The following is a 26,072-nucleotide window of genomic DNA, read 5'->3' on the forward strand; positions in this document are numbered from 1 at the left end:
GCTTCGCGGCGGTGGAACGCATCGCGTCGGGCAGTCGGCGCATGAGCCTTGGAAAGCCCTGAATGACGAAATTTTCCGATCTGAAGCTTGATCCCAATGTGCTGAAGGCCGTCGCCGAGGCCGGGTACGAGGTGCCGACGCCGATCCAGACGGGCGCCATCCCCCCCGCGCTGGAAGGCCGCGACGTGCTGGGGATCGCGCAGACCGGCACCGGCAAGACCGCCAGCTTCGTGCTGCCGATGATCACCATGCTGGGCCGGGGCCGCGCCCGCGCGCGGATGCCGCGCAGCCTGGTGCTGTGCCCGACCCGCGAACTGGCCGCCCAGGTGGCCGAGAATTTCGACACCTATGCGAAACATACCCGCCTGACCAAGGCGCTGCTGATCGGCGGCGTCAGCTTCGGCGAACAGGACAAGCTGATCGACCGGGGCGTGGACGTGCTGATCGCCACGCCGGGCCGCCTGCTGGACCATTTCGAACGCGGCAAGCTGCTGCTGACCGGCGTGCAGATCATGGTCGTGGACGAGGCCGACCGGATGCTGGACATGGGCTTCATCCCCGACATCGAACGCATTTTCCAGCTGACGCCCTTCACCCGTCAGACGCTGTTCTTCAGCGCCACCATGGCCCCGGAAATCGAACGCATCACCAACACCTTCCTGCACGCCCCCGAACGCATCGAGGTCGCGCGCCAGGCCACCACCAGCGAAACCATCACCCAGAAGCTGGTCGAACTGACCCCCACCCGCCGCGACCTGGCCGCCAGGCAGAAACGCGACCTGCTGCGCGCCCTGATCGACGCCGAGGGCGAGGGGCTGAAGAACGCCATCATCTTCTGCAACCGCAAGACCGATGTGGACATCCTGGCCAAGTCGCTGGCCAAGCACGGCTATGACGCGGCGCCGATCCATGGCGACCTGGATCAGAGCCACCGGACCCGGACGCTGGACAATTTCCGCGACGGCAAGCTGAAATTCCTGATCGCCTCGGACGTGGCGGCGCGCGGGCTGGACATTCCGGCGGTCAGCCATGTGTTCAACTATGACCTGCCCAGCCATGCCGAGGATTACGTCCACCGCATCGGCCGCACCGGCCGGGCGGGCCGGTTGGGCAGCGCCTTCAGCATCGCCACCCCGTCCGACGAAAAATACCTGGCCGCCATCGAAAACCTGGTCAAGCAGACCCTGCCCCGCGCGGCCCTGCCGGAAGGATTCACCGTGTCCGAAACCGACCGCAACGCAGGCCGCGACGACCACCGTGCGGGCCGCGACAAGTCTCGTGGCCGCGACAAGTCCCGCAGCCGGGACGAGGACCGGCGTGAAGACCGCGCGCCCGAACCGCCGCGCGAGGAGGCCCGCCGCGAACCCGTCCGCGAGGAACGCCGCGACGACCGGCCCCAGGATCGCGGCCATGACCGGCGCGACGACCGCCGCGACCCGCCCCGCGACCGGCGCGGCCGGCGCGAGGACACTCGCGGTCCCGCCGTGATGGGCATGGGCGACCACGTTCCCGAATTCATGCTGGTGGAACTGCGCCGCGCCTTGGCCTCGACCTCGCAGGACAGCGACGACCGGCCGCGTCCCGCCGATACTGCCGCCCCGCCCGAGACGGAAGACCAGGCCGACAAGCCGCGCCGTGTCCGCAACCGCCGCAAGAAATCCGAGCCTGTCGCGGAAGCCGCAGCGGTCGAAACCCCGATCGACGCCGCGGCGCCCGAAGCCGCGCAGGACGCCCCCGCGCCGGAAGCGCCCGCAAGCGACGCCGTGGAACCGGCCGCCGAAACGCCGACCCTCGAAGCCCCGGAACCCGGCCCGGAACCCGTGGCCGAGGACGCGCCGAAGCCCAAGCGCACCCGCCGCAAAAAGGCCGAGATTCAGGCGGAGGCTCAGCCCGAAACCCCCGCCGAGCCTGCGGAAAAGCCCAAGCGGACGGGCCGCAGGAAAGCCGAACCCGCAGCGGACGCCCCCGCCGCCCAGGCGGACGCCGAGGCCGCGCCCAAGCCCAAGCGCACCCGCCGCAAGAAGGCCGACGAGCCCGCCCCCGTGGACAACGCCGAAGCCGAGGCCTGATTTCCCGCCGATGCCCGGCCGTCCGCCCCTGCGGCAGCTCTGGATCGCGCTGGCCCTCGGCCTGATCGCGGCGCTTGGCCTGCCGCCCTTCGGCCTCTGGATCGCCACGCCCCTGGCCCTGGCGATCCTGATCCGCCGCGCCGCGCGTCCGGGCGGGGTCTTCCTGCCGATGCTGGCCGCAGGCTTCGGCTGGTTCGCCCTGTCGATGTCCTGGATCGTCGAACCGTTCCTGGTCGAACCCGAGATCCATGGCTGGATGGCGCCCTTCGCCCTGGTCCTGATGGCCCTGGGCGGGGCGCTGTTCTGGGCCGTCCCCGCCGCCCTTGCCGCGCGCCTGACCATGCCCGGCCCGCGCCGGGCCGTCGCCGTCGCGGCGGCGCTGCTGTTGTCGGACTGGCTGCGCGGCTGGATCTTCACCGGCCTGCCCTGGGCGCTGATCGGCCATGCCTGGATCGACACGCCCCTGGCGCAGGCAGCCGCCTGGATCGGGGCACTGGGCCTTGGCGCGATCACCCTGATCCTGGCGGCGCTGCCCGCTCTGATCCGCCCGCTGCCGGCCGTCGTGCTGGCGGTTGTCCTGACCGGGGGGTCATGGGGCGCGGGACTGGCGCGGCTGTCCCAGCCTCTGCCCCCGGACAGCCCGGCGCGGTTGCGGATCGTCCAGCCGAACGCGCAGCAGGATCTGAAATGGGATCCCCAGTGGGCGGCGGTGTTTTTCCAGCGCCTGCTGGACCTGTCGGCGGAACCCGGCCCCCGCGACCTGGTGATCTGGCCCGAGACGGCGGTGAATTTCCTGCTGGAGGATGCCGGTCCGGTGCTGCCCGCGATGGCGCAGGCGGCGGGCGCGCCGCTGGTCCTGGGCATCCAGCGGCGCGACGGCAGCCGGTTCTATAACAGCCTGGTCACGCTGAATCCCGACACCACCCTCGGCGCCGTCTATGACAAGTTCCACCTTGTTCCCTTCGGCGAATACATCCCCTGGGGCGACGCCTTGGCGCGGATCGGCATCGGCGCCTTTGCCGCGCAGCAGGGCAACGGCTATTCCCCCGGTCCCGGCCCGGCGGTCATGCAGGCCCCCGGCCTGCCCGATTTCCAGCCGCTGATCTGCTACGAGGCGATCTTTCCCCAGCATCTGCGCGGCCTGGGCCAGCGGCCCGGCTGGCTGCTGCAAGCCACCAACGACGCCTGGTTCGGAAAATTCTCGGGCCCCTATCAGCACCTGGCCCAGGCCCGGCTGCGGTCCATCGAATCCGGCCTGCCGCTGATCCGCGCCGCCAATACCGGCATCAGCGCGGTGATCGACCCGCATGGCCGCATCCGCCAGTCGCTGCCCCTGGGCGTGGCGGGCAAGATCGACGCGGCCCTGCCCGCCCCGCTGCCCGAAACGCCCTGGATGCGGTGGGGCAACGCGCCGGTGATCCTGCTGGCCGTTCTTGCGCTTGGCTTGGCGGTCGCCCGCCGCCGGCCCGCCTGACCGAATCTTCTGTGAATACCTATCCGCCGGGGAGGCCGCGCAGCGGACGGAGGCGGCAGCCCCCTGCCCGCCCTCAGTCCTTGAAGAACCGGCTGTCCTTCACCTGGTCCCAGGCCCAGACCACCTCGGCCAGCCGGTCCTCGTCCGACCGGTCGCCGCCGTTCATGTCGGGATGCAGATCCTTGACCAGCGACTTGTATTGCTTGCGGATCTCGACCCGCGTCCAGGTGTCCTTGGCTTCCAGAATGTCCAGGGCCTTGCGCTCGGTCGGCGGCAGCTTGCGGCTGGCCTTGGCCCGCGCCTCGGGGGCAGTGCCGTTGGCGCCCAGGATTTCCAGCGGGTCGCTGACGCCGTGGCGCGCCCATTTATCCTCGGCGGCGGCGCGGCCGAATGGCTTGGTCGGGCGTTCCCACACCGTCGCATTGTCGATGAACTGCTGGAACTCCTCCTCGGACTGGCCCTGGAAATAATTCCAGTTCGCATTGTATTCGCGCACATGCTCCTTGCAGAACCAGTAATAGTCGTCGAGGTTGCGCGGGTTCTTGGGCGCGCGATACTGGCCCGGCTTGTTGCATCCGGCCTTGTCGCAAATCCGCGTCGAGGTCTCGAAGGCCCCCGACATGCCGCGACGGCCCTTGGTCTTGCGCTTCTTGTCCTTCGCGGCCGAAATGTCGAAGCCGAACGGGTCGTTACTGCTCATTGTGGGGCACCTTTGCGACTCGGAGGCGGCAGTTTAGGGTTTTTGACGCGACATGAAAGGTCTTGACGAATGATTGCCGATGAAATGCGCGACAGGCTGGCCGCGCTGCACCCCACCCGGATCGAGGTCATCGACGAAAGCGAAAGCCATCGCGGCCATGCCGGATATCGCGACGGCGGCGAAAGCCATTTCCGCATCCGCATGGCCAGCCCCGATTTCGCCGGGCTTGGCCGGGTGCAGCGGCACCGGCTGGTGCATCAGGCCCTGGGCGACATCGTGCCCCGCATCCACGCGCTGGCGCTTGAATTGTCCGAGCCCTGATCTGTTAGCGCCGACAGCCTTGCTGCTGTCACGGTGCACGCGTAGAACGCGCCCGAACTGTCGGAAAGAGGGATCGACATGACCGCCCCCAAGGATTTCAACGACCGGATGCTTTCGCTTGGCCTGGCCCGCGTCAGCGAGGCGGCGGCCCATGCCTCGGCCCGGCTGATCGGGCGCGGCGACGAAAAGGCCGCCGACCAGGCCGCCGTGAATGCGATGCGCGACCAGCTGAACAAGCTGGACATCAAGGGCGTCGTGGTGATCGGCGAGGGCGAGCGCGACGAGGCGCCGATGCTCTATATCGGCGAGGAGGTCGGCACCGGCGAGGGCCCCGAGGTCGACATCGCGCTGGATCCGCTGGAAGGCACGACGCTGACCGCCAAGGACATGCCGAACGCGCTGACGGTGATCGCCATGGCCCCGCGCGGCACCCTGCTGCACGCGCCCGATGTCTATATGGAGAAGCTGGCCATCGGGCCCGGCTATCCGACCGATGTGGTCAGCCTGGAGATGACCCCCGCGCAGCGGGTCCGCGCCCTGGCCGAGGCGCGCGGCGTGAAGGACAGCGACATCACCGTCTGCATCCTGGAACGACCGCGCCACGAGGATCTGGTGGCCGAGGTCCGGTCCACCGGCGCGGCGATCCGGCTGATCACCGATGGCGACGTGGCGGGCGTGATCCACTGCGCCGAGGCCGAGCTGACCGGCATCGACATGTATATGGGTTCGGGCGGCGCGCCCGAGGGGGTGCTGGCGGCATCGGCGCTGAAATGCATGGGCGGGCAGATGTGGGGCAAGCTGCTGTTCCGCAACGACGACGAAAAAGGCCGCGCGCGCAAGGCGGGCATCACCGATCTGGACCGGATCTATGCGCGCGACGAGCTGGTGACGGGCGACGTGATCTTCGCGGCGACAGGCGTGACGAACGGATCCATCCTGTCGGGGGTCAAGCGCGAACCCGGCTATCTGACGACCGAGACGATCCTGATGCGGTCCAAGACCGGCTCGGTGCGGCGGATGATCTATCGCAACCCGATCAAGTAGGGGGCTTCGCCCCCCGTCCCTGCGGGACTTCCCCCCAGGATATTTGAGTGAAGAAGAAGGTGCAGGCGTGGCGTTTCTGGGGATCGAGCGGTCGCTGACGAATCGGCGATGGATCGGCCCCGACGCCGAAGCCGACCGGCTGGCCGAGGGCCTGGCGCAGCGCACCGGGCTGCCTTTGCCGGTGGCGCGCATCCTGGCGGATCGCGGGGTCGAGGCCGAGGGCGCCGAGGGCTTCCTGACGCCGCGCCTGCGCGACCTGCTGCCCGATCCGCTGTCGCTGCGCGACATGGCGGTGGCTGCCGAACGGCTGGTCGCGGCGGCGGTCAACGGTGAACGCATCGCCATCTTTGCCGATTACGACGTGGATGGCGGCGCCTCGGCGGCGCTGCTGCTGGACTGGCTGCGTCGGCAGGGCCAGGACGCGACGCTGTATATCCCCGACCGCATCGACGAGGGCTATGGACCGAATGCGCCCGCGATGGCGGCGCTGGCGGCGGATCACGATCTGATCGTCTGCGTCGATTGCGGCACGCTGAGCCATGAGGCTCTGGCCGCCGCCTCGGGCACCGACGTCCTCGTTCTGGATCACCATCTGGGCGGCGAGACCCTGCCCCGTGCCCTGGCGGTCGTGAACCCGAACCGCGCGGACGAGGATGGCTCGCTGGGTCATCTCTGTGCGGCGGGGGTGGTGTTCCTGACGCTGGTGCAGGCGGGACGCGTCCTGCGCGGGATGGGGCGGGCCGAGCCCGACCTGATGGCGATGCTGGATCTGGTGGCGCTGGCGACCGTGGCCGACGTGGCGCCGCTGGTCGGCGTGAACCGCGCCTTCGTGCGGCAGGGGCTGGCGATCATGGCCCGCCGCCGCCGCCCCGGTCTGGTGGCGCTGTCGGATGTGGCCCGCCTCGACGGCCCGCCCGCCGCGTTTCACCTGGGGTTCCTGCTGGGACCGCGCATCAATGCCGGGGGCCGGGTGGGCCGCGCCGATCTGGGCGCGCTGTGCCTCGCCTGCCGCGATCCGCGCGAGGCCGGGCGGCTGGCCGCCGAACTGGACGGGCTGAACCGCGACCGCCGCGCCATCGAATCCGCCGTGCGCGACGAGGCCCTGGCCCAGGTCGAGGCGCGGGCCGATGTACGCCTGTCCTGGGCCGCCGGTCCCGGCTGGCATCCGGGCGTGGTCGGCATCGTCGCCGCGCGCGTGAAAGAGGCGACCGACCTGCCCTCGGTCGTGATCGGGGTCGAGGGCGGGATCGGCAAGGGATCGGCGCGTTCGGTCCCCGGCGTGGATCTGGGTCGCGCGATCCACCGGCTGGCGGATGAAGGCCTGCTGCTGAAGGGCGGCGGACACATGATGGCCGCTGGCCTGACCGTGGCCGAGTCGATGATCCCCGCCGCCATGGCCCGGCTGGCCGACCTGATCGCCCCGGATCTGGCGCAGCGGACAGGGGCGCGGGATCTGCGCATCTCGGGCCTGCTGGAAGGCGCGGGCGCCACGCCGCAGATGTATCGCCGGTTGGAGGATGCCGGACCCTTCGGCCAAGCCGCCCCCGCGCCGCGCTTCGCCTTTGCCGACCAGTTGATCGACAGCGCGCAGACCATGGGCGACAGCCATCTGCGCCTGTCCTTCCGCAGCGCGGGCGGCCCGGCATTGGAGGCCGTGGCCTGGGGCGCGATGACCGGCCCGCTTGGTCCCGCGCTGATCGGGGCGCGGGGACGGCGGTTCCATCTGGCGGGCAGGCTGGATCTCTCGACCTGGAACGGCCGCGAACGCCTGCGGCTGCGGCTGGAGGATGCGGCGCCTCTGTGACTGGTCAGCCGCGGCAAGCCCCGCTAACCTGCCCCGGACAATCGGCAAGGGGACCGCGATGAAACTGACCTGGCTTGGACATTCCGGCTTTCGCCTGGAGATCGAGGATGCGGTGATCCTGATCGACCCTTGGATTTCCGGCAACCCGGTCTTCCCCGAGGACAGCCGCGCCGAGGCGATCCGGGGCGCCACCCATATCCTTCTGACCCATGGCCATGGCGATCATTCCGGCGACACGCCGGCCATCGCGAAGGAGCTGAAGATCCCCGTCGCGGGCATCTATGACCTGATCAACAGCTGGATCACCCATCACGATATCGAGGGGATCGGCTTCAACAAGGGCGGCACCGTCGACCTGGGCGGGGCCAAGGTGACGATGGTCAACGCCACCCATTCCAGTTCGCTGGACGGCGCGGACGGGCCGATCTATGCGGGCCACGAATCGGGCTACATGATCGCAGGGGACGGGCACGTGATCTATGTCTCGGGCGATACCGACATCATGGCGGACATGGGCTGGATGGGCGAATACCACCGGCCCGATATCGGCATCCTCTGCGCGGGCGGCCACTTCACCATGGACATGCGCCGCGCCGCTTGGGCCGCCAAGACATATTTCGACTTCAAGACGGTGATCCCCTGCCATTACAAGACTTTCCCGCTGCTGGAACAATCGGCGCAGGCGCTGATCGACGGGCTGCCGGGGGTGCGGGTGATCGAACCCCAGGTCATGAAGGCGATCGAATTGTGAGCTTGCAGTCCTTCGACGATCCGGCGGGCGGCGGCGACCACGCGGCCCGGCTGGCGCAACTGCGCGCCCGGCTGGCGGCCGACGGCCTGGACGCCTTCATCATCCCCCGCGCCGATGCGCATCAGGGCGAATATGTCGCCGATGCCGATGCGCGGCTGGCCTGGCTGACGGGATTCACCGGCAGCGCGGGCTTTGCCATCGTGACGCCCGACCGGGCGGGCGTGTTCATCGACGGGCGTTACCGCGTGCAGGTCAAGGCGCAGCTTGACCCGGATCATTTCACGCCGGTCCCCTGGCCGGAAACCAGACCCTCGGACTGGCTGAGAGAGGCCTTGCCTGCGGGCGGACGCCTGGGCTTCGATCCGTGGCTGCACACCCGCCAGGACATCGAGACGCTGGACAAGGCGCTTGCCGACAGCGGCATCGGCCTGATCGCGGTGGATCGCAACCCGCTGGACGCAATCTGGACGGACCGCCCCGCCCCGCCGGTGGGCCGGGCGCGCGCCCATGACGACGCGCTCGCGGGCGAGTCCTCCGCCGACAAGCGCGCCCGGCTGGCCGCGCAACTGCGCGACGAGGGGCAGGCGGCGGCGCTGCTGACGCTGCCCGATTCGATCTCCTGGCTGCTGAACATCCGGGGCAGCGATGTGCCCAGGAACCCCATCGTGCAATCCTTCGCGGTGCTGTCGGATGACGGCCATGTCGCCCTGTTCTCCGACCCGGCCAAGTTCGACGATGCCCTGCGCGCCCATCTGGGCAATCAGGTCGCGATCCTGCATCCCGAAGGACTGCCGGCCGCGCTGCTGGATCTGGAAGGCCCGGTGCGTCTCGACCCGGCCTCGGCACCCGAGGCGGCGTTCCGCCTGCTGGACAGCGCCAAGACCCAGGTCGCCCCGGCCACCGACCCGGCGATCCTGCCCAAGGCCCGCAAGAACGCCGCCGAACTGGACGGGATGCGCGCCGCCCATCTGCGCGACGGCGTGGCGATGGTGCGGCTGCTGGCCTGGTTGGACGCCCAGGAACCGGCCGACCTGTCCGAGATCGACGTGGTGGAAAAGCTGGAAGCCCTGCGGCGCGACGCGGGCATCACCGATATCAGCTTCGACACGATCTGCGGCGCCGGGCCGAACGGCGCCATCGTCCATTACCGCGTCACCCGCGCCACGAACCGCCGCCTGGCGCGGAGCGAGGTGCTGCTGATCGATTCGGGCGGACAATATCGCGACGGCACCACGGACATCACCCGCACCGTGCCCTTGGGCGATCCCCTGCCCCAGGCCGTGGCCCCCTATACGGCGGTGCTGCGCGGCATGATCGCGATCAGCCGGGCGCGCTTCCCGAAGGGCGTCGCAGGGGCGCATCTGGACGCCCTGGCGCGGCAATACCTGTGGTCGCAGGGCCTGGACTACGACCACGGCACCGGCCACGGCGTCGGCGCGGCGCTGTGCGTCCACGAAGGCCCGGCGCGCATCAGCCGCGCCAGCACCCTGCCCCTGGAAGCCGGGATGATCCTGTCGAACGAGCCGGGCTATTACCGCGAGGGCGCCTTCGGCATCCGCATCGAAAACCTGATCACCCTCACCCCCGCCGAAGCCGAACCGGGCCGCGCCATGCTGGGGTCCGAGACGCTGACCCTGTGTCCCATCGACCGCCGTCTGATCGACATCGCGGCCATGTCGCGGGACGAGATCGACTGGCTGGACGCCTATCACGCGCGGGTCCGCGACAGGCTGTCGCCTCATCTGGATGGCGATGCGCGCACCTGGCTGGACCAAGCGACCCAGCCGCTCATGTCTTCTTCATAAAAATATCCCACAGGGGGCCTGGGGGACGTGAAGTCCCCCAGCCTCCGCGGGACGCAATCACAGCGCGTCCAGAATCCGCGCCGCCTGGTCCTTGCAGGGCGCCAGCGCCGCCCGATCCTCGCCCGGAAAGAACCGCGCGCGCACGGCGGTCGGCATCGGCGCGGGCTGGGCGATGACCACGCGGGGACCGACCGCCGTGCTTTCGGCCTGCCAGCTGCGGGCCAGGGCGATCTGGCCCGCCTTGGTCGCGCCATAGGCGCCGAAGAATTTCTGCCCCGCGCGCGGATCGTCGAAGAACAGCGCGGTCCCCTGCCGGACACGCAGCAGCGGTTCCAGCAGCGCGATCAGCCCACGCGTCACGTCCATGTTGACCAGAACCGATTTTGCCCAGTCCTTGCCATCGACATGCGGCGCGGGCGCCAGCGGCGCGGCGTGGATCGCGCAATGCGCCCACAGGTCCAGCCCGCCCCAGCGGTTCAGCGCGGCCTCGGCCAATTGCTGCATGGCGGGCGCCTCGGCCACGTCCATCGGCGCCAGGGTGGCGCTGCCGCCCGCGCGGCGGATGCGGTCGTCCAGTTCCTCCAGCGCGCCGACCGTCCGCGCCACCGCCAGGACGTGATAGCCGCGCGCGGCCAGATCCTCGGCCAGGGCGGCGCCCAGGCCGCGCGATGCGCCGGTGATCAGCGCGATTTTTGGCATCTCTGTCATGGCTTGTCCCTTGCCACCGGCCCGGCGCCTTCGCAAGGCGCGCCATGCACAAAGGCCCCCGAAGGGGCCTTTGCCGGCCTGCGACCGATCAGCGCGCGCCTACGTCGATATAGTCGCGCTTGCCTTCGCCCACATAAAGCTGGCGCGGGCGGCCGATCTTGTTCTGCGGATCGGCGATCATTTCCTTCCACTGCGCGATCCAGCCCACCGTGCGCGACAGCGCGAAGATCGGCGTGAACATCGAGGTCGGGAAGCCCATCGCCTCCAGAATGATGCCGGAATAGAAATCGACGTTGGGATACAGCTTCTTCTCGATGAAGTAATCGTCTTCCAGCGCGATCTTTTCCAGCTCCTTCGCCACTTGCAACGTCGGGTTGTTCTGGACGCCCAGCAGATCCAGCACCTCGTCGGCGGATTCCTTCATCACCTTGGCGCGCGGGTCGAAGTTCTTGTAGACCCGGTGGCCGAAGCCCATCAGCTTGAACGAATCGCTCTTGTCCTTGGCGCGGGCGATGAATTCGGGGATCCGGTCGACGGTCCCGATCTCGCGCAGCATTTCCAGCGCGGCCTGGTTGGCGCCGCCATGGGCCGGTCCCCACAGGCAGGCGATCCCCGCCGCGATGCAGGCAAAGGGATTGGCCCCCGAAGACCCCGCCAGACGCACGGTCGAGGTCGAGGCGTTCTGTTCGTGATCGGCGTGCAGCGTGAAGATGCGGTCCATGGCGCGGGCCAGCGCCGGATCGACATTGTATTTCTCGGCCGGGACCGAAAAGCACATGTGCAGGAAGTTGCTGGCGTAATCCAGCTCGTTCTGCGGATAGACGAAGGGCTGGCCGATCGAATACTTATAGGCCATCGCGGCGATGGTCGGCAGCTTGGCGATCAGCCGGATCGAGGCGACCTCGCGCTGCCAGGAATCGTTGATGTCGGTCGAATCGTGATAGAAGGCCGACATCGCGCCGACCACGCCCACCATGGTCGCCATGGGATGCGCGTCCCGGCGGAATCCGCGGAAGAAGTTGTGCATCTGTTCGTGAACCATCGTGTGACGGGTCACGCGACGCTCGAAATCCTCCATCTGCGCGGCGGTGGGCAGATCGCCGTACAGCAGCAGATAGCACACTTCCAGGTAATGCGACTTGGCGGCAAGCTGTTCGATGGGATAGCCGCGATACCACAGCTCTCCCTTGTCGCCGTCGATGAAGGTGATGGTCGAATCGCAGCTTGCGGTCGAGGTGAAGCCGGGATCATAGGTGAACACATCCGCCTGCCCGTACAGCTTGCGGATGTCCAGCACGTCCGGTCCCTGGGTGGGATGAAGGATCGGCAACTCGTATTCGGCGTCGTTGATCTTGAGTGTGGCGGTCTTCGCGTCGGCCATCCAAAGCGTCCTTTCCGGCTGAGCCGGGCCGACCTTTGCGCTCGCGGGGGGGCGACTTCGCAGGGACGACCCTGGCATGTAAGGGCAGGCCGTCAGCCTGCCAATTCCGTCTGGTCCTGAAGCCGGGCCAGCGATTCCTCGCGGCCTAGCGCCGTCATCATGTCGAACACGCTGGGGGTCGTCGTCCGGCCGGCCAAGGCGGCGCGCAACGGCGCCGCAAGTTTGCCCAGGCCAACGCCGTTCTCCTCGGCGACCCGCTTGGCCGCCCCCTCCAGCTCGTCTCGGGTCCAGCTACCATGCTGCACTGCGGCAGTCAATGTGGACAGCATACCACGGGATACCGTATCCAGGGACTTCGACGCTTTCTCGTCCAAATCCACCGGCCGGTCGATCAGCGCGAACCGCGCCTGGTCCAGCAGTTGCGGCAGGGTTTTCGCCTTTTCCTTCAACGCCGGAAGCGCCGCAGCCACCCTGTCCCTTTGACGCGGCGTCAGGGCCGGCGCGCCGGTTTCCGACAGGAAGTCGTCCAGGGCAGCCAGCAGATCGGCGTCGGGCATGGCGCCGATATGGTGGCCGCTCACATGCTCCAGCTTCTTGAAGTCCAGCCGCGCGGGCGCCCGGCCGATACCCGGCAGGTCGAACCACTCGCGCGCCTGGGCGTCGGTGAACAACTCGTCGTCGCCATGGCTCCAGCCCAGCCGCGCCAGGTAATTGCGCATCGCCGCCGGGGGATAGCCCAGGGCCGCGAATTCATGCAGGCCCACGGCGCCGTGGCGTTTCGACAGCTTCTTGCCGTCCTCGCCGTGGATCAGCGGGATATGGGCGAAGACCGGGCGCGGCCAGCCCATCGCGTCGAAGATCTGCACCTGCCGGAAGGTGTTGGTCAGGTGGTCGTCGCCCCGGATCACATGGGTCACGCCCATGTCGTGATCGTCCACCACCACCGCCAGCATATAGGTGGGCGTGCCGTCCGAGCGCAGGATGATCATGTCGTCCAGCTGGTCGTTGGCGACCCTGACCTGCCCCTGAACGGCATCGTCGATCACCGTTTCGCCCTCGCGCGGGGCGCGCAGGCGGATCGCGGAGGGCGCGCCATCGGTTTCGGGCGGCAGGTCGGTCGCGTCGCGCCAAGGGCTTTGGAACGGCTGGCGGGGGTTGGCCTCGCGCCATGCGGCGATCTCCTCGGGCGTGGAAAAGCACTTGTAGGCGGTGCCGTCGGCCAGCATCTGCCGCGCGACCTCGGCATGGCGGTCGCGGCGCTCGAACTGGCTGATCGGATCGCCGTCCCAGTCCAGGCCCAGCCAGGTCAGGCCCTTCAGGATCGCCTCGGTCGCCTCGGGGGTCGAACGCGCGCGGTCCGTATCCTCGATCCGCAGCAGGAACCTGCCGCCCCGGCCGCGCGCATAAAGCCAGTTGAACAGCGCCGTGCGCGCCCCGCCGATATGCAGGTATCCCGTCGGGGACGGCGCGAAGCGGGTGACAACCTGGGTCTCGGACATGGCGGCCTTCCTTGGGTCGATGCGGCATTAACGCTTTGGTAAGCAGTCCATGCCATCCTTCGCGGCAGGAATAGAGAAGCCGGTGCGAAAGGACAAGAATGGCTGCCGCCCAGGGCGACATCACCGCGCTGCCGGGGTTTTCGGGCGCGCGCGCCGCGCCGCGCCATGCGGCCGCGCGGCCCGCCCGGATGGCGGCCACGCTGCGCGCCGGGCTGCTCGCCTGGGTGCCGATCTGCATGGCGGCCGGGATCGCGCTGTGGTTCGCCCTGCCCGTCGCGCCGGGCCTCGGCATCTGGACGGCGCTTGGCCTGCTGGCGGCGGCGGCGCTTGCGGTGGGACGGGCCGCGCTGCCCTGGGCCGAAAGCGGGCGGATCGGCTGGCCGATGGCCGACGCGCTGCGGATCGGGTCCATGGCGCTGTTGCTGATGATCGCGGGCTTCGGCCTGATCGGCCTGCGCTCGGCCATGGTCGCGGCGCCGGTGATGGAATGGCGCTATTACGGCCCGGTCGAGGGGCGGCTGGTGGAGATCGACCGCTCGGCCCGCGACCGGATCCGGCTGACGCTGGACCGGGTGGTGCTGCGCGACACCGCGCCCGACCGCACGCCCGACAAGGTGCGGCTGTCGCTGATGGACCAGACCGACCCACTGCCGCCGCTGGGCCAGCGGGTGATGCTGACCGGCCATCTTGGCCCGCCGCCCGCCCCGGCCTCTCCGGGCAGCTTCGATTTCCGCTGGCTCGCCTGGTTCGAGGGGCTGGGCGCGGTCGGCTATACCCGCACCCCGATCATGACCGTGGAACCGGCCGGGGGCGGGCCGTGGGCCATGCACCGCACGCGCATGGCGGTCAGCCGGGCGATCCAGGAGGGCATCGGCGGGCAGGAAGGCGCGGTGGCAGCCGCGCTGATGACCGGCGACCGTTCGGGGATCGAGGAGGCCACGAACGAGGTCATGCGGGCCTCGAACCTTTACCACATCATCTCGATTTCCGGCCTGCACATGTCGATGCTGGCGGGCTTCGTCTATACCGCGCTGCGCATGGCCCTGGTGCTGGCGCAGGGCCTGGGCGCGCCCCTGCCGCAGGCGGTCCACAAACTCGCGGCGCTTGGCGCGCTGGCCGCGTCGGCCGCCTATCTGTGGCTGTCGGGCGGCGGCGTCGCCACCGAACGCGCCTTCGTCATGGTCGCGGTGATGCTGCTGGCGATCATCGCCGACCGGCGCGCCATATCGCTGCGCACCATCGCCCTGGCGGCGACCCTCATCCTGATCTATTCGCCCGAGGCCGTGACCCATCCCGGCTTCCAGATGAGCTTCGCGGCCACCGTGGCCCTGATCCTGTCTGCCGGTCCCTGGTCGCGCATCGCGCCGCACCTGCCCTTCTGGCTGCGGCCGGTGGCGATGCTGATCGTGTCGTCTCTGGTGGCGTCCATCGCCACCTCGCCCTTGGCGGCGGCGCATTTCAACAGGATGGCACAATATGGCCTGCTGGCGAACCTGCTCGTGGTGCCGGTGATGGGCACACTGGTGATGCCGGCTGGCGTGATCGGCGCGCTGCTGGCCCCGGTCGGGCTGGCGGGACCGGCGCTGTGGGTGATGGGCCTGGGCACCCGCTGGATGCTGTGGGTCGCGGACCATGTAGCGGGCCTGGGCGGCGCGGTCACCGCCCTGCCCCTGCCGCCCGCGCCGGTGATCCCGCTGATGTGCTTTGGCGCGACGCTGGCGGTGCTGTGCTGGCAGGGCCTGTCGCTGCGGCGCAGCCTGACAGGGGCGGGATTTCTGGCCGGGATGGCGATGCTGGCCGCCTCGGGGGCGATCTGGCTGACCGCCAGCCGCCCGCTGCTGCTGGTCGCCCCGGAAGGCGAGGCGGTGGGCCTGATGACGGCGCGGGGCCGCGCGGTCTCCAAACCCTCGGGCGGGGCCTTCGTGGTCGAGACCTGGTTGCAGGAAGACGGCGAGATCGTCACGCAAGAGGAGTCCGCCGCCCGCCCTGCCTGGGAGGGCGACAGGCGCGACCGGATGGCCGCGCTGCCGCAGGGCTGGCAGATCTGGCATTTCACCGGCAAGGGGGCCGAGACCCGCGCGCCCGCCGCCTGTCAGCCACGGCGCATCGTGGTGGTCGCGGCCAGGGTCAAGGGGGGCGACTGGCCCTGCCTGATGCTGGACCAGTCGCGCTTGCGGGAAACCGGGGCCATGGCCATCGGCTTCGATGACGACGGCCCCGTCCTGCGCGGCGTCAACGCCGCCCGCCGCGATCCGGGATGACGGCCCAAGGCGCGGGCGGGCGTCAGATCCCCGCATCGATGATCGCGCGGGCCAGAACCGGCACGGTGTGCTGGTTCAGCCCGGCGATGTTCAGCCGCGAATCGCCCACCATATAGATCGCGGCCTCGGATTTCAGCTTCTGGACCTGCTCCGGCGTCGCGCCCAGGCGCGAGAACATGCCGCGATGCTGGCCGATGAAGTCGAAACGGTCGCTGCCCGACAGATCCCGCAGTTCCGAGGCCAGTTGCGCGCGCAGGCCCAGCATGGTGCCCCGCACCTCCTCCAGCTCGGCGGCCCAGTCGGCGCGCAGGGCGTCGTCGGTCAGGATGGTGCTGACGATCCGCGCGCCGTGGTCGGGCGGGAAGGAATAGGTCTGCCGGTTCAGGAAGGCCATCGAGCCTTGCGCCAGATCGCGCGCGGCGGTGTTTTCGGCCAGCGCGAACAGGATGCCGGTGCGTTCGCGATAGATGCCGAAGTTCTTGCTGCACGATGCGGCGATCAGCACCTCGGGCAGGCGGGCGGCGATCAGGCGGGTCGCCTCGGCATCGGCGTCAAGCCCGTCGCCGAAACCCTGATAGGCCAGGTCGATCAGCGGGATGGCGCCGGATTTCTCCAGGATCGCGGCGACCTCGGCCCATTGTTCCAGCGTCAGGTTGGCGCCGGTCGGGTTGTGGCAGCAGCCGTGCAGAAGGACCAGATCACCCTTGCCCGCCTTGGCAATATCGTCCTTCAGCCCCTCGAAATCGACGCCGCGCGTCGCCGCGTCGAAATAGCGGTATTCGACGAAGGACAGGCCCATGAACGTCATGATCGACAGGTGGTTCGGCCAGGTCGGGTTCGAGACATGAACCGTCATCCCCGGATTGGCCAGCCGCGCCAGTTCCAGCGCCTGCCGGATCGCGCCCGTGCCGCCCACCGTCGCCAGGGATGCCAGCCGGTCCGTGGGCACGTCCTTCAGCACCATCCGCGCCATGGCGTCGCGGTAATCCGCCTCTCCGGCAAGCCCGGTATAGACCTTGGTGGTCTGGGTTTCCCAGATCCGCTGCTCGGCCGCCTTGACCGCGCGCATGACCGGCGTCACCCCCTGCGGATCCTTGTAGACGCCGACTCCCAGGTCGATCTTGCCCTGCCGGGTGTCGGCCTTGAATTCCTCGGTCAGCTTGAGGATCGAATCGGGGGCTTGCGGTTTGAGGTTCGACAGCATCAGGCGTCTCCGGTTGCGATGGGCAGGTCGGGGAAGCTGCCCCATTCGGTCCAGCTTCCATCGTAAAGCGAGTGGTTGCGGTGCCCGATCCGCTCCAGCGCCAGCGACAGCACGGCGGCGGTGACGCCGCTGCCGCAACTGGTGATGACGGGCTGTTTCAGATCGACCCCGGCGGATTCGAATTCCGCGCGCAGGGCCTCGGGCGATTTCATCGTGCCGTCGGCGTTCAGCAGCCGCCCGAAGGGCAGGTTGCGGGCGCCGGGGATATGGCCCGAGCGCAGGCCGGGCCGCGGCTCGGGCGCGTCGCCCCGGAACCGCTCGGGCGCGCGGGCGTCGATGATCTGATGATCGCCCAGCTTGCTGGCGGCGGCGACCTGGGTCACGTCGCGCACCAGCCCCGCCTGGCGCTGCACGGTGATGTGGCGGTCGCGCAGGATCGGCGGCATGTCCTCGGTGGGGCGGCCCTCGGCCTTCCATTTGGCGAAGCCGCCGTCCAGCACCGCCACGTCGGTCTTGCCCATCAGCCGGAAGGTCCACCAGACCCGCGCGGCGCTGCGCAGGTCGGAATTGTCATAGATGACGACCTGATGCCCGTCGCCCACCCCCATCGCCCGCATCCGGCTGATGAACAGCTCGACCGGGGGGGCCATGTGCGGCAGGGTCGAACGCTTGTCGGAAATCGCGTCGATGTCGAAGAACCGCGCGCCGGGGATATGGGCCGCGTCATATTCGGCGCGGCCGTCGCGCCCCGTCGCGGGCATGTGCCAGCTTGCATCCAGGATGCGCAGGTCGGGATCGTTCAGATGCGCCGCCAGCCATTCGGTCGAGACCAGGGTTTTCGGATCGTCCTGCATGGCCCTCTCCGCTCATGATGCGGGCCTGATCTACAGGGCGATGCGCGCCCGCGCAATGGCTTGTCAGCCCTGCTTCAGCAGCCGCTGCTTCTGGCGGTTCCAGTCGCGCTTGGCGTCGGTTTCGCGCTTGTCGTGGTTCTTCTTGCCCTTGGCGACGCCGATCTTCAGCTTCACGATGCCGCGGTGGTTGAAATACATCACCAGCGGGATCAGGGTCATCCCCTCGCGCCCGACGGCCTGCCATAGCCGCGCCAGTTCCTTGCGGCTGACCAGCAGCTTACGCTTGCGGCGTTCCTCGTGCCCGAAGACCCCGGCCTGCTTGTAGGCGGCGATATAGCCGTTGATGAGCCACAACTCGCCATCCTCGACCGAGGCATAGCTTTCGGCGATGTTCGACTGGCCGGTGCGCAGGGATTTGACCTCGGACCCGGTCAGCATGATCCCGGCCTCCAGATCGCTTTCGATGAAGTAATCGAAGCGCGCCCGCCGGTTTTCGGCGATGATCTTGTAGTTCTTGTCGGGATCCGTGGCCATGACGGGGTTAGATAGGGGGCGGCGGACGGCGTGTAAAGATGCGCCGCCCCCTTGATCCCGTCCGTCATTGATCCGAAGGGACCGGCGGACCCTAGCTGAACCGGCGGCGCAATCCCGCGACCAGGCCAAGTCCCGTCAACATCAGCCACGCCCCGGCAGGCAGTGGCACGGGCGCGGGATTGACCTGCTCGTCCGTTCCCTCGACCCCAACGGTGAAGCCGTTCCAGTATTCGTTGGTGAGCGATGTCCAGGTCAGCATCGTGAAGGTATCGGGCAGCAGGATCGTGCCATGCGGTTCGCCTCCGGTGCTGTTCAGCGAATAGGTGCCATCTCCATTGTCGACGCGGACGACATTACCCGAACCCCAATACCCGGCGCTGTCGGCGCCCGCGCCGTCGATATTCGCGCCGGTATTGCTGAGAATCTTGAAGTCCTGGTCAAAACGCCAGCCATTGCCGTTCAGACTGACATAGGACAGGTAAAGGTTGGCCACTGCCTTCGAGAAGCTGAGCGTTTGCGGACCCGCATATTGCAGTGCAATCAGTTCCGCCGCCGGCGGGCGGTTGTCGACGCCATCAGGCCCGATGCTGGTATAGGGCGAATTGGTTGCACCGCCGGTGAAATAATCGACGCCGGTCCCGGTCTGGATGAAACCCACACCGGTCTTGTTGCGGTAGGTCACGTCGATGACCTCGGTCCCGGAGGTGATCTGGCCATAGGCGGTGAAGCCTTCGGCGGTGGCCTGGTGGCTTTGCCAGTCGATCCAGTTCACCGACTTGGCAGCGGCCGGGGTCACGTAAGCTGTAGAGATCAGCAAGGCCGGAATCAGAAAGCGAGTCATGAGCGATCCTCGTTACTCATTAAAATGCTATTCACCCTACCGTGACCGACTGATTCTCAGGAGCGTTTTTTTGATCGCGTCCACGCAGGAATTCTTTCCGTCACATCTGGCCTCGCGGTCGATCGGGCGCCTGCGGCTGGAATGCAACGCCGCCTTTTCTCTTTTACAAATTCCATGGCTATCCGCAGCAAGGATGATCGCGCACCCTTCGGAAGGCCGGACCCGCATGAACCGGACCGACGCGGCGACCGTGGCCGGCGCGGGTAAAGCCAGCCAGAAAACATAGTGACAGGAAGCCCATGTATTCCGGCCCCCGCAACCTCATCACCGACATCCCCGGCCTGCTTGTCGGCAATGCCACCGACGCGCGCCTGAAATCCGGCGTCACGGTGCTGACCGCCGACAAGCCCTTCGCGGGGGCCGTGCATGTGATGGGTGGGGCGCCGGGGACGCGGGAAACCGACCTGCTGGCCCCCGACAAGCTGGTAAGTCAGGTCGATGCGCTTGTCCTGTCGGGCGGGTCGGCCTTCGGGCTGGCCGCTTGCGACGGGGCGATGGCGGGGCTGCGCGCGGCGGGGCGCGGCTTTGCCGTGGGCGCGGCGCGGGTGCCGATCGTGCCGGGCGCCATCGTCTTCGACCTGCTGAACGGCGGCGACAAGGGGTGGGCGGAGAATCCTTATCCCGCGCTTGGGCGGGCGGCGCTTGACGCGGCCGGCGCGGATTTCGCCATCGGCACTGCGGGCGCGGGGACCGGGGCCACGACCGGGAACCTCAAGGGCGGGCTGGGATCGGCCTCGGCCGTGCTGGCCGGCGGGGCGACGGTGGCCGCCCTGGTCGTGGTCAATGCCCTGGGCCGGGCCACGGTCGGCGAGACCCGGCATTTCTGGGCCGCGCCTTGGGAACTGGATGCGGAATTCGGCGGGCTTGGCCTGCCAGGCGCCTTTCCCGCCAACCACGAGCCGCACCCCGCCAAGCGGATGGGAGAGGCGACCACCATCGCCATCGTCGCCACCGACGCGGCCCTGGACAAGCCCGCGCTGCAACGGCTGGCGACCGCCGCGCATGACGGCATGGCACGCGCCCTTGCGCCCAGCCACACGCCCTTCGACGGCGATCTGGTCTTTGCGGTCTCGACCGGCGCAAGGCCGCTGGCCGATCCGGCCGCCGATCCGTTCCTGCTGGGCCATGCCGCCGCGTCCTGCCTGGCGCGGGCGATTGCGCGAGGCGTCCATGCCGCCATTCCGCAGCCGGGCGACCGGCAACCCTGCTGGCGCGACCTGCGCGCATGACAAGGGCGCATATGACAAGGGCGGCGTGCAGACCGCACGCCGCCCCATCAGAGAGAGAGGGTCGCCAAGAGGGAAACTTGACGATGCCTGTCCAACGCAGCCGATTGCTCTTGGTTCACTCCTTTCGCCTTATGCGCGACTTTTTTCCGATACGCGCGACCCGGCGGCGATCTTTTGACATCGCCGCGACCGCGTGCTGATCATGGGCCAATCCGAGGAGAAGCCCCATGACCAAGCATTCCACCGATCTCAAAACCCTGCTGCGCGACCCCTCGCTGCTGGAAACCCGCGCCTTTGTCGCGGGCGAATGGGTCGATGCGGCGGACGGCGCCACCTTCGACGTGCTGAACCCCGCGCGCGGCGACGTGATCGCCAAGGTCGCCGATCTGACCCGCGCCGAGGTGGCCCGCGCCATCGAGGCTGCCCATGGGGCGATGAAGGGCTGGGCCGTCCGCACCGCCAAGGAGCGCGCGCAGGTCATGCGCAAGTGGTTCGACCTGATGATGGAAAACCAGGACGATCTGGCGCGCATCCTGACCGCCGAGATGGGCAAGCCCTTCCCCGAGGCCAAGGGCGAGATCGCCTATGGCGCCAGCTTCATCGAATGGTTCGGCGAGGAAGCCAAGCGCGTCTATGGCGAGACGATCCCCGGCCACCTGCCCGACAAGCGCCTGACGGTGATCCGCCAGCCGATCGGCGTGGTGGGGTCGATCACGCCCTGGAACTTTCCCAACGCCATGATCGCCCGCAAGGCCGGTCCCGCCCTGGCCGTGGGCTGCGGCTTCGTCGCCCGTCCCGCCGCCGAGACCCCGCTGTCGGCGCTGGCCATGGCGGTGCTGGGCGAACGCGCGGGCCTGCCCAAGGGAATCCTGTCGGTCGTCACCTCGTCGCGGTCCAGCGAGATCGGCAAGGAGTTCTGCGAGAACCCGCTGGTCAGGAAACTCACCTTCACCGGCAGCACGGAAGTCGGACGGATCCTGCTGCGCCAGGCCGCCGACCAGGTGCTGAAATGTTCCATGGAACTGGGCGGCAACGCGCCCTTCATCGTCTTCGACGATGCCGATCTGGATGCGGCGGTGGACGGGGCGATGGCGTCCAAGTTCCGCAACAACGGCCAGACCTGCGTCTGCGCCAATCGCATCTATGTGCAGGCGGGGGTCTATGACGCCTTCGCGCAGAAGCTGGCGGCGGCGGTCGACAAGCTGCGCGTGGGCGACGGGCTGGAGGAGGGCGTGACCACCGGCCCGCTGATCAACGAAAGCGCCGTCGAGAAGGTCGAGGAGCATATCCGCGACGTGCTGGACGGCGGCGGCCAGGTCGTCACCGGCGGCGAACGGATCGAGGGGCTGTTCTTCAAGCCCACCGTCGTCACCGGCGTCACCGACCGCATGAAGGTCGCGACCGAGGAAACCTTCGGTCCCCTCGCGCCGCTGTTCCGATTCGACACCGAGGAAGAGGTGATCGCCAAGGCCAATGACACGATCTTCGGCCTGGCGTCTTATTTCTACGCCCGCGACATCGGCCGCATCACCCGCGTGCAGGAAGGGTTGGAATACGGCATCGTCGGGGTGAACACCGGCATCATCTCGACCGAGGTGGCGCCCTTCGGCGGCGTCAAGCAGTCGGGCCTGGGCCGCGAGGGCAGCCGCCACGGCATCGAGGACTATCTGGAACTGAAATATATCTGCCTGTCGATCTGACAGATCGCAACGATTTCTGCCGGTTGAGGGAACACAAGGCGGGCCGGGCGCATTGACAGGCGAAGCCCCGCCCTTCCGGTTCCAGCGGGGTCATCTGGAAAAGGGGAAGTGCATGGAAGGTTATGGCTGGATTCTGTCGATCATCCTGGGCGCCATCGCGGGCTGGATCGCCGAAAAGATCATGAAAAGCGACCACGGCCTGCTGCTGAACATCATCCTGGGCATCGTCGGCGCGCTGCTGGGCAACTGGCTGGCCCGCGCGGTCTTCGGCACCACGGCGGGCGGCGCCATCGGGCAGCTGGTCATCGCCGTCATCGGCGCCTGCATCCTGATCGCCCTGGGCAGGCTGATTCGCCGCAACACCTGAAGCCACAAGATAAAGAAGGCCGGTGCGGAACGCCGCACCGGCCTTTTTCATGCGCGGACGGGAGGCGCGATCAGCGGTCCCGGCCGTCCTGGTCCTCTTCATCCTCGTCCCGGTCGGGCAGGTTGAAGAAGCTGTCGGCGTTCAGATCGGGTTCCGGGGTCTTGTCCTCGTCCCGCGTCAGCGAGAAATTCTCAAGCCCCGCGATGGACGAGGGCAGGCGCGGCTCATCGCTCATCGCCAGCGAGGTTTCGGTGCTGACCAGCTTGCGCCGTTCGTCATCGCTCATCACCTCGCCCGAACCGCTTTTCTTGGCGGCCTTCTGCACGGCGGCGTCCAGTTCGGTCTGGCGGCACAGGCCAAGCGCCACCGGGTCGATGGGCTGCATGTTCTGGATGTTCCAGTGGGTCCGCTCGCGAATCGACGCGATGGTCGGCTTGGTGGTGCCGACCAGCTTGGCGATCGCTGCATCGGGCAGTTCGGGGTGGAACTTGACCAGCCACAGGATCGCGTTCGGGCGGTCCTGGCGCTTGGACAGCGGCGTATAGCGCGGCCCGCGGCGCTTTTCCTCGCCCTCGGCGGCGGGGTTGTGCTTCAGCCGCAGGACATGGGCGGGGCTGGCCTCGCCCTTGCGGATTTCCTCGGCGTCAAGCTGGTTCGAGGCGACCGGGTCATAGCCCTTGACGCCCGCCGCCACGTCGCCATCGGCGATGCCTTGCACCTCCAGCTCGTGCAGGCCGCAGAAATCGCCGATCTGCTTGAAGCTCAGCGTGGTATTGTCCACCAGCCAGACGGCGGTCGCCTTGGCCATCAGCGGCTTGCTCATGTCGATCTCCTTCGCATTTCTGCCCCGAACAATAGGCGGCTTCGCCGGAAAAACGGCTTTTGGCGGCTGCCATTCCTCGTTTTCGGGGGGAATTGACAGGGGATATAGCGATTCCGCCGCGCGGGGAAAAGAGGATTCGCATCCTCGCGATGGACGGCGCCCCCGCGGCCATGCAAGGTGGCGCCATGAAACACGCGCTGCTGTTCCTGTTGCTGCTGGCCGATCCCGCCCGATCCGAAGGCGTGGCGGGGGATTTCGACTATTATGTGCTGTCGCTCAGCTGGCAGCCCGGCTGGTGCCGGATCACGGGCGACGGGCGGGACGCGCGCGAATGCCGCCGGGGCAGCGGGCGGGATTTCACCGTCCACGGGCTTTGGCCGCAATACGAACAGGGCTGGCCGGATTACTGCCGCACCGGCGAACGCGACCCGTCGCGGCGCGAGACGCAGGCGATGGCCGACATCATGGATCCGGGCCTGGCCTGGCATCAGTGGCAAAAGCACGGCCGCTGCTCGGGCCTGTCGGCGGGGGACTACTATGCGACGCTGCGCGCGGCCGCCGAACGGATCGCCATCCCCGCGCCCTTCGACGACCTGCCGCGCGACATCACCCTGCCCCCCGCCCTGGTCGAGGACGCCTTCATCGAGGCGAACCCGGATCTGTCGCCCGACGGCATCACCGTCACCTGCAAGGCCGAGGCCCTGGCCGAGATCCGCATCTGCCTGACCCGCGACCTGCTCCCGCGCGATTGCGCGCCGGATGCGCGGCGGGATTGTTCGCGGGCGCGTGTGCTGATGGAAAAGGTGCGCTGAGACTTGCGTGAAGAAGAACACCGCTGGCTTCTTCTTCACTGAAATATCCCCGCCGGAGGCTCCTGCCCGTGCCTCAGTCCGCGTCGCCCGCCACCTTCAGGACGATCTTGCCGATATGCCGGCTGCTTTCCATCCGGCGATGCGCCTCGGCCGCGTCCTTCAGATCGAACTCGCTGTCGATCGTCACCCTGACCGACCCGGCCGAGATCAGCGGCCACAGATTCTTGCGCAGCGCCTCGGCGATCTCGGCCTTGGCGGCGTCCGATTGGGGGCGCAGGGTCGATCCGGTGACGGTCAGGCGCTTGGCCATGATCTGCGCGAAGTTCAGTTCGACCTTCGGGCCTTCCAGGAAGGCGATCATCACCAGCCGCCCGTCCGGGGCCAGGGCGCGGATGTTCCTGGGGATATAGCTGCCGCCGACCATGTCCAGGATCAGGTCGGCGCCGTCCTCGGCGGCGATGACCTTGGTGAAATCCTGCGTGCGATAGTTGATCGGGGTGGCGCCCAGGGCCGCGATGGCCGCGCATTTCTCGTCGCTGCCCGCGGTGGCGAAGACGCGGGCGCCCAGGGCGCGGGCGACCTGGATCGCCATCATGCCGATGCCCGAAGTGCCGCCATGGACCAGGAATCGCTCGCCCCCGGTCAGGCGGCCGCGCGTGACCACGTTCGACCAGACGGTGAAGGCGGTTTCCGGCAAACACGCCCCGTCCCGCAGGGACAGGCCATGGGGGATGCGCAGCGCGTGGTCGGCATGGCAAACCGCATATTCCGCGTAACCGCCGCCGGGCAGCAGCGCGCAGACCCGTTCGCCCTTCTTCCAGCGGGTCACGCCCGCGCCCATGCCGACGATCTCGCCCGAGGCTTCCAGCCCCGGCAGGTCCGATGCGTCGGCGGGCGGGGCATAGCTGCCCTGGCGTTGCAACACGTCGGGGCGGTTCACCCCGGCCCAGGCCACGCGGATCAGGATCTGGTCGTGGCGCGGCACCGGAACCGGACGGCTGGTCAGGTGCAACACGTCGGCATCGCCGGGGGCGGCGATCTCGACGGCGGTCATGGCGTCGGGGAACATCGTCTCTCCTTATGGGCGGGTGCGGCCGGGCAGGTCGCGCGGCTGCGGCGCACGGATCCAGCCGAAGACCATCTGCGACAGCGTCGCCGCGCCGGGCAGCTTGCGCAAGGTCGATTTGACCTGTTCGAGCCGCATCACCCCGTCGATGCGGCGGTCGATGAAGGCGCGGGTCTCGGCATGGTCGGACGAATCGTCGCCCAGCCAGAACAGCACCGTGGCGCTGATCACCGCCGACAGGGTGGCGCGCTTGGAATACCAGTTCACGTCGCGCGAGGTGTCGCCCAGCCCGGTCCAGATCACATCGGCCGTCTCCCAGACCAGCCGCGCGGCAAGGCCTGCGTTCTGCGGCAGCGACAGCGTGGCCGCCCCGGCGCGGACCAGTTCCGCATCGACCAGCATCAACCGCCGCCAGATCGCCTCGGCCACGCGGTCGCGGAACCGGCCGCCCGGCGGGGTCTGGGACAGGCTGTCGCGCAGCATCGCGTCCGCGCGGCGGTGATAGGCGGCGGCCAGCCCCGCGCCGCCTTGCGGGAAATGCACCCGCGCCAGATCGGGCGACATGGCCAGATCGCGCGCGCCCGCCATCAGGGCGCGGTCGTTCATGCCTTCGAACGGGACATGGGTCAGGGCGGCGTCAAGAAGCGCCTCGCGGTCGGTTCGGGTCATGGCAACCTCTCTGGTCTGGACACGGGCGCCCGGCTTTGATAGGGGGGCGCATCCTGCAATCTTGCAACTCTAACCTAGGAAGGTGGTGACAACCAC

The 26,072-nt window shown here is 68.5% G+C and carries 23 protein-coding genes and 1 pseudogene; 13 read left to right on the forward strand and 11 right to left on the reverse strand.

Annotated elements, in window-relative coordinates; all coding sequences use genetic code 11:
* Positions 1 to 62 precede the first annotated feature (62 nt).
* Together PXD02_RS15920 and lnt are read left to right on the forward strand one after the other, a co-directional pair.
* Positions 63 to 1,568, forward strand: a pseudogene (locus PXD02_RS15920) (DEAD/DEAH box helicase); the annotation flags it as partial.
* Positions 1,569 to 2,079: 511 nt separating this feature from the next.
* Positions 2,080 to 3,543, forward strand: a complete 1,464-nt coding sequence (gene lnt / locus PXD02_RS15925; RefSeq protein ID WP_275104798.1) for an apolipoprotein N-acyltransferase — start codon at positions 2,080 to 2,082, stop codon at positions 3,541 to 3,543.
* 73 nt (positions 3,544 to 3,616) lie between these two features.
* Here the strand turns inward: lnt and PXD02_RS15930 are convergent, their stop codons facing one another.
* On the reverse strand, positions 3,617 to 4,243 hold the full coding sequence (locus PXD02_RS15930; RefSeq protein WP_275104799.1) for a J domain-containing protein: 627 nt from the start codon (positions 4,241 to 4,243) through the stop codon (positions 3,617 to 3,619).
* Positions 4,244 to 4,312: 69 nt separating this feature from the next.
* On the opposite strand from PXD02_RS15930, the gene PXD02_RS15935 reads away from it, so the two are divergent.
* From PXD02_RS15935 to PXD02_RS15955, 5 genes are all read left to right on the forward strand, one after another.
* Positions 4,313 to 4,564, forward strand: coding sequence for a BolA family protein (locus PXD02_RS15935; protein WP_275104800.1), 252 nt, complete (start codon positions 4,313 to 4,315; stop codon positions 4,562 to 4,564).
* 78 nt (positions 4,565 to 4,642) lie between these two features.
* Positions 4,643 to 5,608 (forward strand): class II fructose-bisphosphatase, encoded by a 966-nt coding sequence (glpX, locus tag PXD02_RS15940; protein ID WP_275104801.1) that lies wholly within the window; start codon positions 4,643 to 4,645, stop codon positions 5,606 to 5,608.
* Between the two features lie 67 nt (positions 5,609 to 5,675).
* Positions 5,676 to 7,412, forward strand: a complete 1,737-nt coding sequence (recJ, locus tag PXD02_RS15945; RefSeq protein ID WP_275104802.1) for a single-stranded-DNA-specific exonuclease RecJ — start codon at positions 5,676 to 5,678, stop codon at positions 7,410 to 7,412.
* Positions 7,413 to 7,470: 58 nt separating this feature from the next.
* Complete coding sequence (locus tag PXD02_RS15950; protein ID WP_275104803.1) at positions 7,471 to 8,163, forward strand: metal-dependent hydrolase; 693 nt, start codon at positions 7,471 to 7,473, stop codon at positions 8,161 to 8,163.
* Positions 8,160 to 9,968, forward strand: a complete 1,809-nt coding sequence (locus PXD02_RS15955; protein WP_473092035.1) for an aminopeptidase P family protein — start codon at positions 8,160 to 8,162, stop codon at positions 9,966 to 9,968. Before PXD02_RS15950 ends, PXD02_RS15955 begins: the two co-directional genes overlap by 4 nt.
* A 57-nt stretch (positions 9,969 to 10,025) precedes the next feature.
* Here the strand turns inward: PXD02_RS15955 and PXD02_RS15960 are convergent, their stop codons facing one another.
* The 3 genes from PXD02_RS15960 to gltX all read right to left on the reverse strand — a co-directional run bounded on the left by PXD02_RS15960 (position 10,026) and on the right by gltX (position 13,556).
* The gene (locus tag PXD02_RS15960; protein ID WP_275104804.1) at positions 10,026 to 10,676 is read right to left on the reverse strand and encodes an SDR family NAD(P)-dependent oxidoreductase; all 651 of its coding nucleotides are present in this window, start codon (positions 10,674 to 10,676) and stop codon (positions 10,026 to 10,028) included.
* 88 nt (positions 10,677 to 10,764) lie between these two features.
* Complete coding sequence (gene gltA / locus PXD02_RS15965) at positions 10,765 to 12,057, reverse strand: citrate synthase (protein WP_275104805.1); 1,293 nt, start codon at positions 12,055 to 12,057, stop codon at positions 10,765 to 10,767.
* Positions 12,058 to 12,149: 92 nt separating this feature from the next.
* The gene (gltX, locus tag PXD02_RS15970; RefSeq protein WP_275104806.1) at positions 12,150 to 13,556 is read right to left on the reverse strand and encodes a glutamate--tRNA ligase; all 1,407 of its coding nucleotides are present in this window, start codon (positions 13,554 to 13,556) and stop codon (positions 12,150 to 12,152) included.
* A gap of 98 nt (positions 13,557 to 13,654) precedes the next feature.
* Between gltX and PXD02_RS15975 the strand changes: the two genes are divergently transcribed.
* Positions 13,655 to 15,817 (forward strand): ComEC/Rec2 family competence protein, encoded by a 2,163-nt coding sequence (locus PXD02_RS15975; protein ID WP_275104807.1) that lies wholly within the window; start codon positions 13,655 to 13,657, stop codon positions 15,815 to 15,817.
* A 22-nt stretch (positions 15,818 to 15,839) separates the two neighbouring features.
* Here the strand turns inward: PXD02_RS15975 and PXD02_RS15980 are convergent, their stop codons facing one another.
* The 4 genes from PXD02_RS15980 to PXD02_RS15995 form a co-directional block, all read right to left on the reverse strand.
* On the reverse strand, positions 15,840 to 17,021 hold the full coding sequence (locus tag PXD02_RS15980; RefSeq protein ID WP_275104808.1) for an amino acid aminotransferase: 1,182 nt from the start codon (positions 17,019 to 17,021) through the stop codon (positions 15,840 to 15,842).
* Positions 17,021 to 17,875 carry a 3-mercaptopyruvate sulfurtransferase gene (gene sseA, locus PXD02_RS15985; protein WP_275104809.1) on the reverse strand — a complete coding sequence of 285 codons (855 nt, stop codon included), beginning with the start codon at positions 17,873 to 17,875 and terminating at the stop codon, positions 17,021 to 17,023. Before sseA ends, PXD02_RS15980 begins: the two co-directional genes overlap by 1 nt.
* Before the next feature lie 63 nt (positions 17,876 to 17,938).
* Positions 17,939 to 18,409, reverse strand: coding sequence for an SsrA-binding protein SmpB (gene smpB / locus PXD02_RS15990; protein WP_275104810.1), 471 nt, complete (start codon positions 18,407 to 18,409; stop codon positions 17,939 to 17,941).
* Between the two features lie 91 nt (positions 18,410 to 18,500).
* Complete coding sequence (locus tag PXD02_RS15995; RefSeq protein WP_275104811.1) at positions 18,501 to 19,250, reverse strand: VPLPA-CTERM sorting domain-containing protein; 750 nt, start codon at positions 19,248 to 19,250, stop codon at positions 18,501 to 18,503.
* On the opposite strand from PXD02_RS15995, the gene PXD02_RS16000 reads away from it, so the two are divergent.
* The 4 genes from PXD02_RS16000 (at position 19,249) to PXD02_RS16015 (ending at position 22,606) form a co-directional block, all read left to right on the forward strand.
* Positions 19,249 to 19,536, forward strand: coding sequence for a hypothetical protein (locus PXD02_RS16000; RefSeq protein ID WP_275104812.1), 288 nt, complete (start codon positions 19,249 to 19,251; stop codon positions 19,534 to 19,536). The two genes, PXD02_RS15995 and PXD02_RS16000, sit on opposite strands and share 2 nt — an antisense overlap.
* Positions 19,537 to 19,549: 13 nt before the next feature.
* On the forward strand, positions 19,550 to 20,539 hold the full coding sequence (locus PXD02_RS16005) for a P1 family peptidase (RefSeq protein WP_275104813.1): 990 nt from the start codon (positions 19,550 to 19,552) through the stop codon (positions 20,537 to 20,539).
* Positions 20,540 to 20,766: 227 nt separating this feature from the next.
* Positions 20,767 to 22,239 carry an NAD-dependent succinate-semialdehyde dehydrogenase gene (locus PXD02_RS16010; protein ID WP_275104814.1) on the forward strand — a complete coding sequence of 491 codons (1,473 nt, stop codon included), beginning with the start codon at positions 20,767 to 20,769 and terminating at the stop codon, positions 22,237 to 22,239.
* A 112-nt stretch (positions 22,240 to 22,351) separates the two neighbouring features.
* A complete protein-coding gene (locus tag PXD02_RS16015; RefSeq protein WP_275104815.1) occupies positions 22,352 to 22,606 on the forward strand; it encodes a GlsB/YeaQ/YmgE family stress response membrane protein in 255 nt (84 codons plus the stop codon).
* A 70-nt stretch (positions 22,607 to 22,676) separates the two neighbouring features.
* Here PXD02_RS16015 and PXD02_RS16020 read toward each other — a convergent pair whose 3' ends face one another.
* Positions 22,677 to 23,429 carry a DUF1013 domain-containing protein gene (locus PXD02_RS16020; RefSeq protein ID WP_275104816.1) on the reverse strand — a complete coding sequence of 251 codons (753 nt, stop codon included), beginning with the start codon at positions 23,427 to 23,429 and terminating at the stop codon, positions 22,677 to 22,679.
* Between the two features lie 185 nt (positions 23,430 to 23,614).
* Here PXD02_RS16020 and PXD02_RS16025 point away from each other — a divergent pair, with 185 nt between their 5' ends.
* Positions 23,615 to 24,241 carry a ribonuclease T2 family protein gene (locus tag PXD02_RS16025; RefSeq protein WP_275104817.1) on the forward strand — a complete coding sequence of 209 codons (627 nt, stop codon included), beginning with the start codon at positions 23,615 to 23,617 and terminating at the stop codon, positions 24,239 to 24,241.
* 73 nt (positions 24,242 to 24,314) lie between these two features.
* Here the strand turns inward: PXD02_RS16025 and PXD02_RS16030 are convergent, their stop codons facing one another.
* Together PXD02_RS16030 and PXD02_RS16035 are read right to left on the reverse strand one after the other, a co-directional pair.
* On the reverse strand, positions 24,315 to 25,310 hold the full coding sequence (locus tag PXD02_RS16030; protein WP_275104818.1) for an NAD(P)H-quinone oxidoreductase: 996 nt from the start codon (positions 25,308 to 25,310) through the stop codon (positions 24,315 to 24,317).
* 9 nt (positions 25,311 to 25,319) lie between these two features.
* Positions 25,320 to 25,976 carry a COQ9 family protein gene (locus tag PXD02_RS16035; protein WP_275104819.1) on the reverse strand — a complete coding sequence of 219 codons (657 nt, stop codon included), beginning with the start codon at positions 25,974 to 25,976 and terminating at the stop codon, positions 25,320 to 25,322.
* Positions 25,977 to 26,072: the final 96 nt, after the last annotated feature.

This window comes from Paracoccus sp. S3-43 (genome assembly GCF_029027965.1).
In the GTDB taxonomy this organism is placed as follows: domain Bacteria; phylum Pseudomonadota; class Alphaproteobacteria; order Rhodobacterales; family Rhodobacteraceae; genus Paracoccus.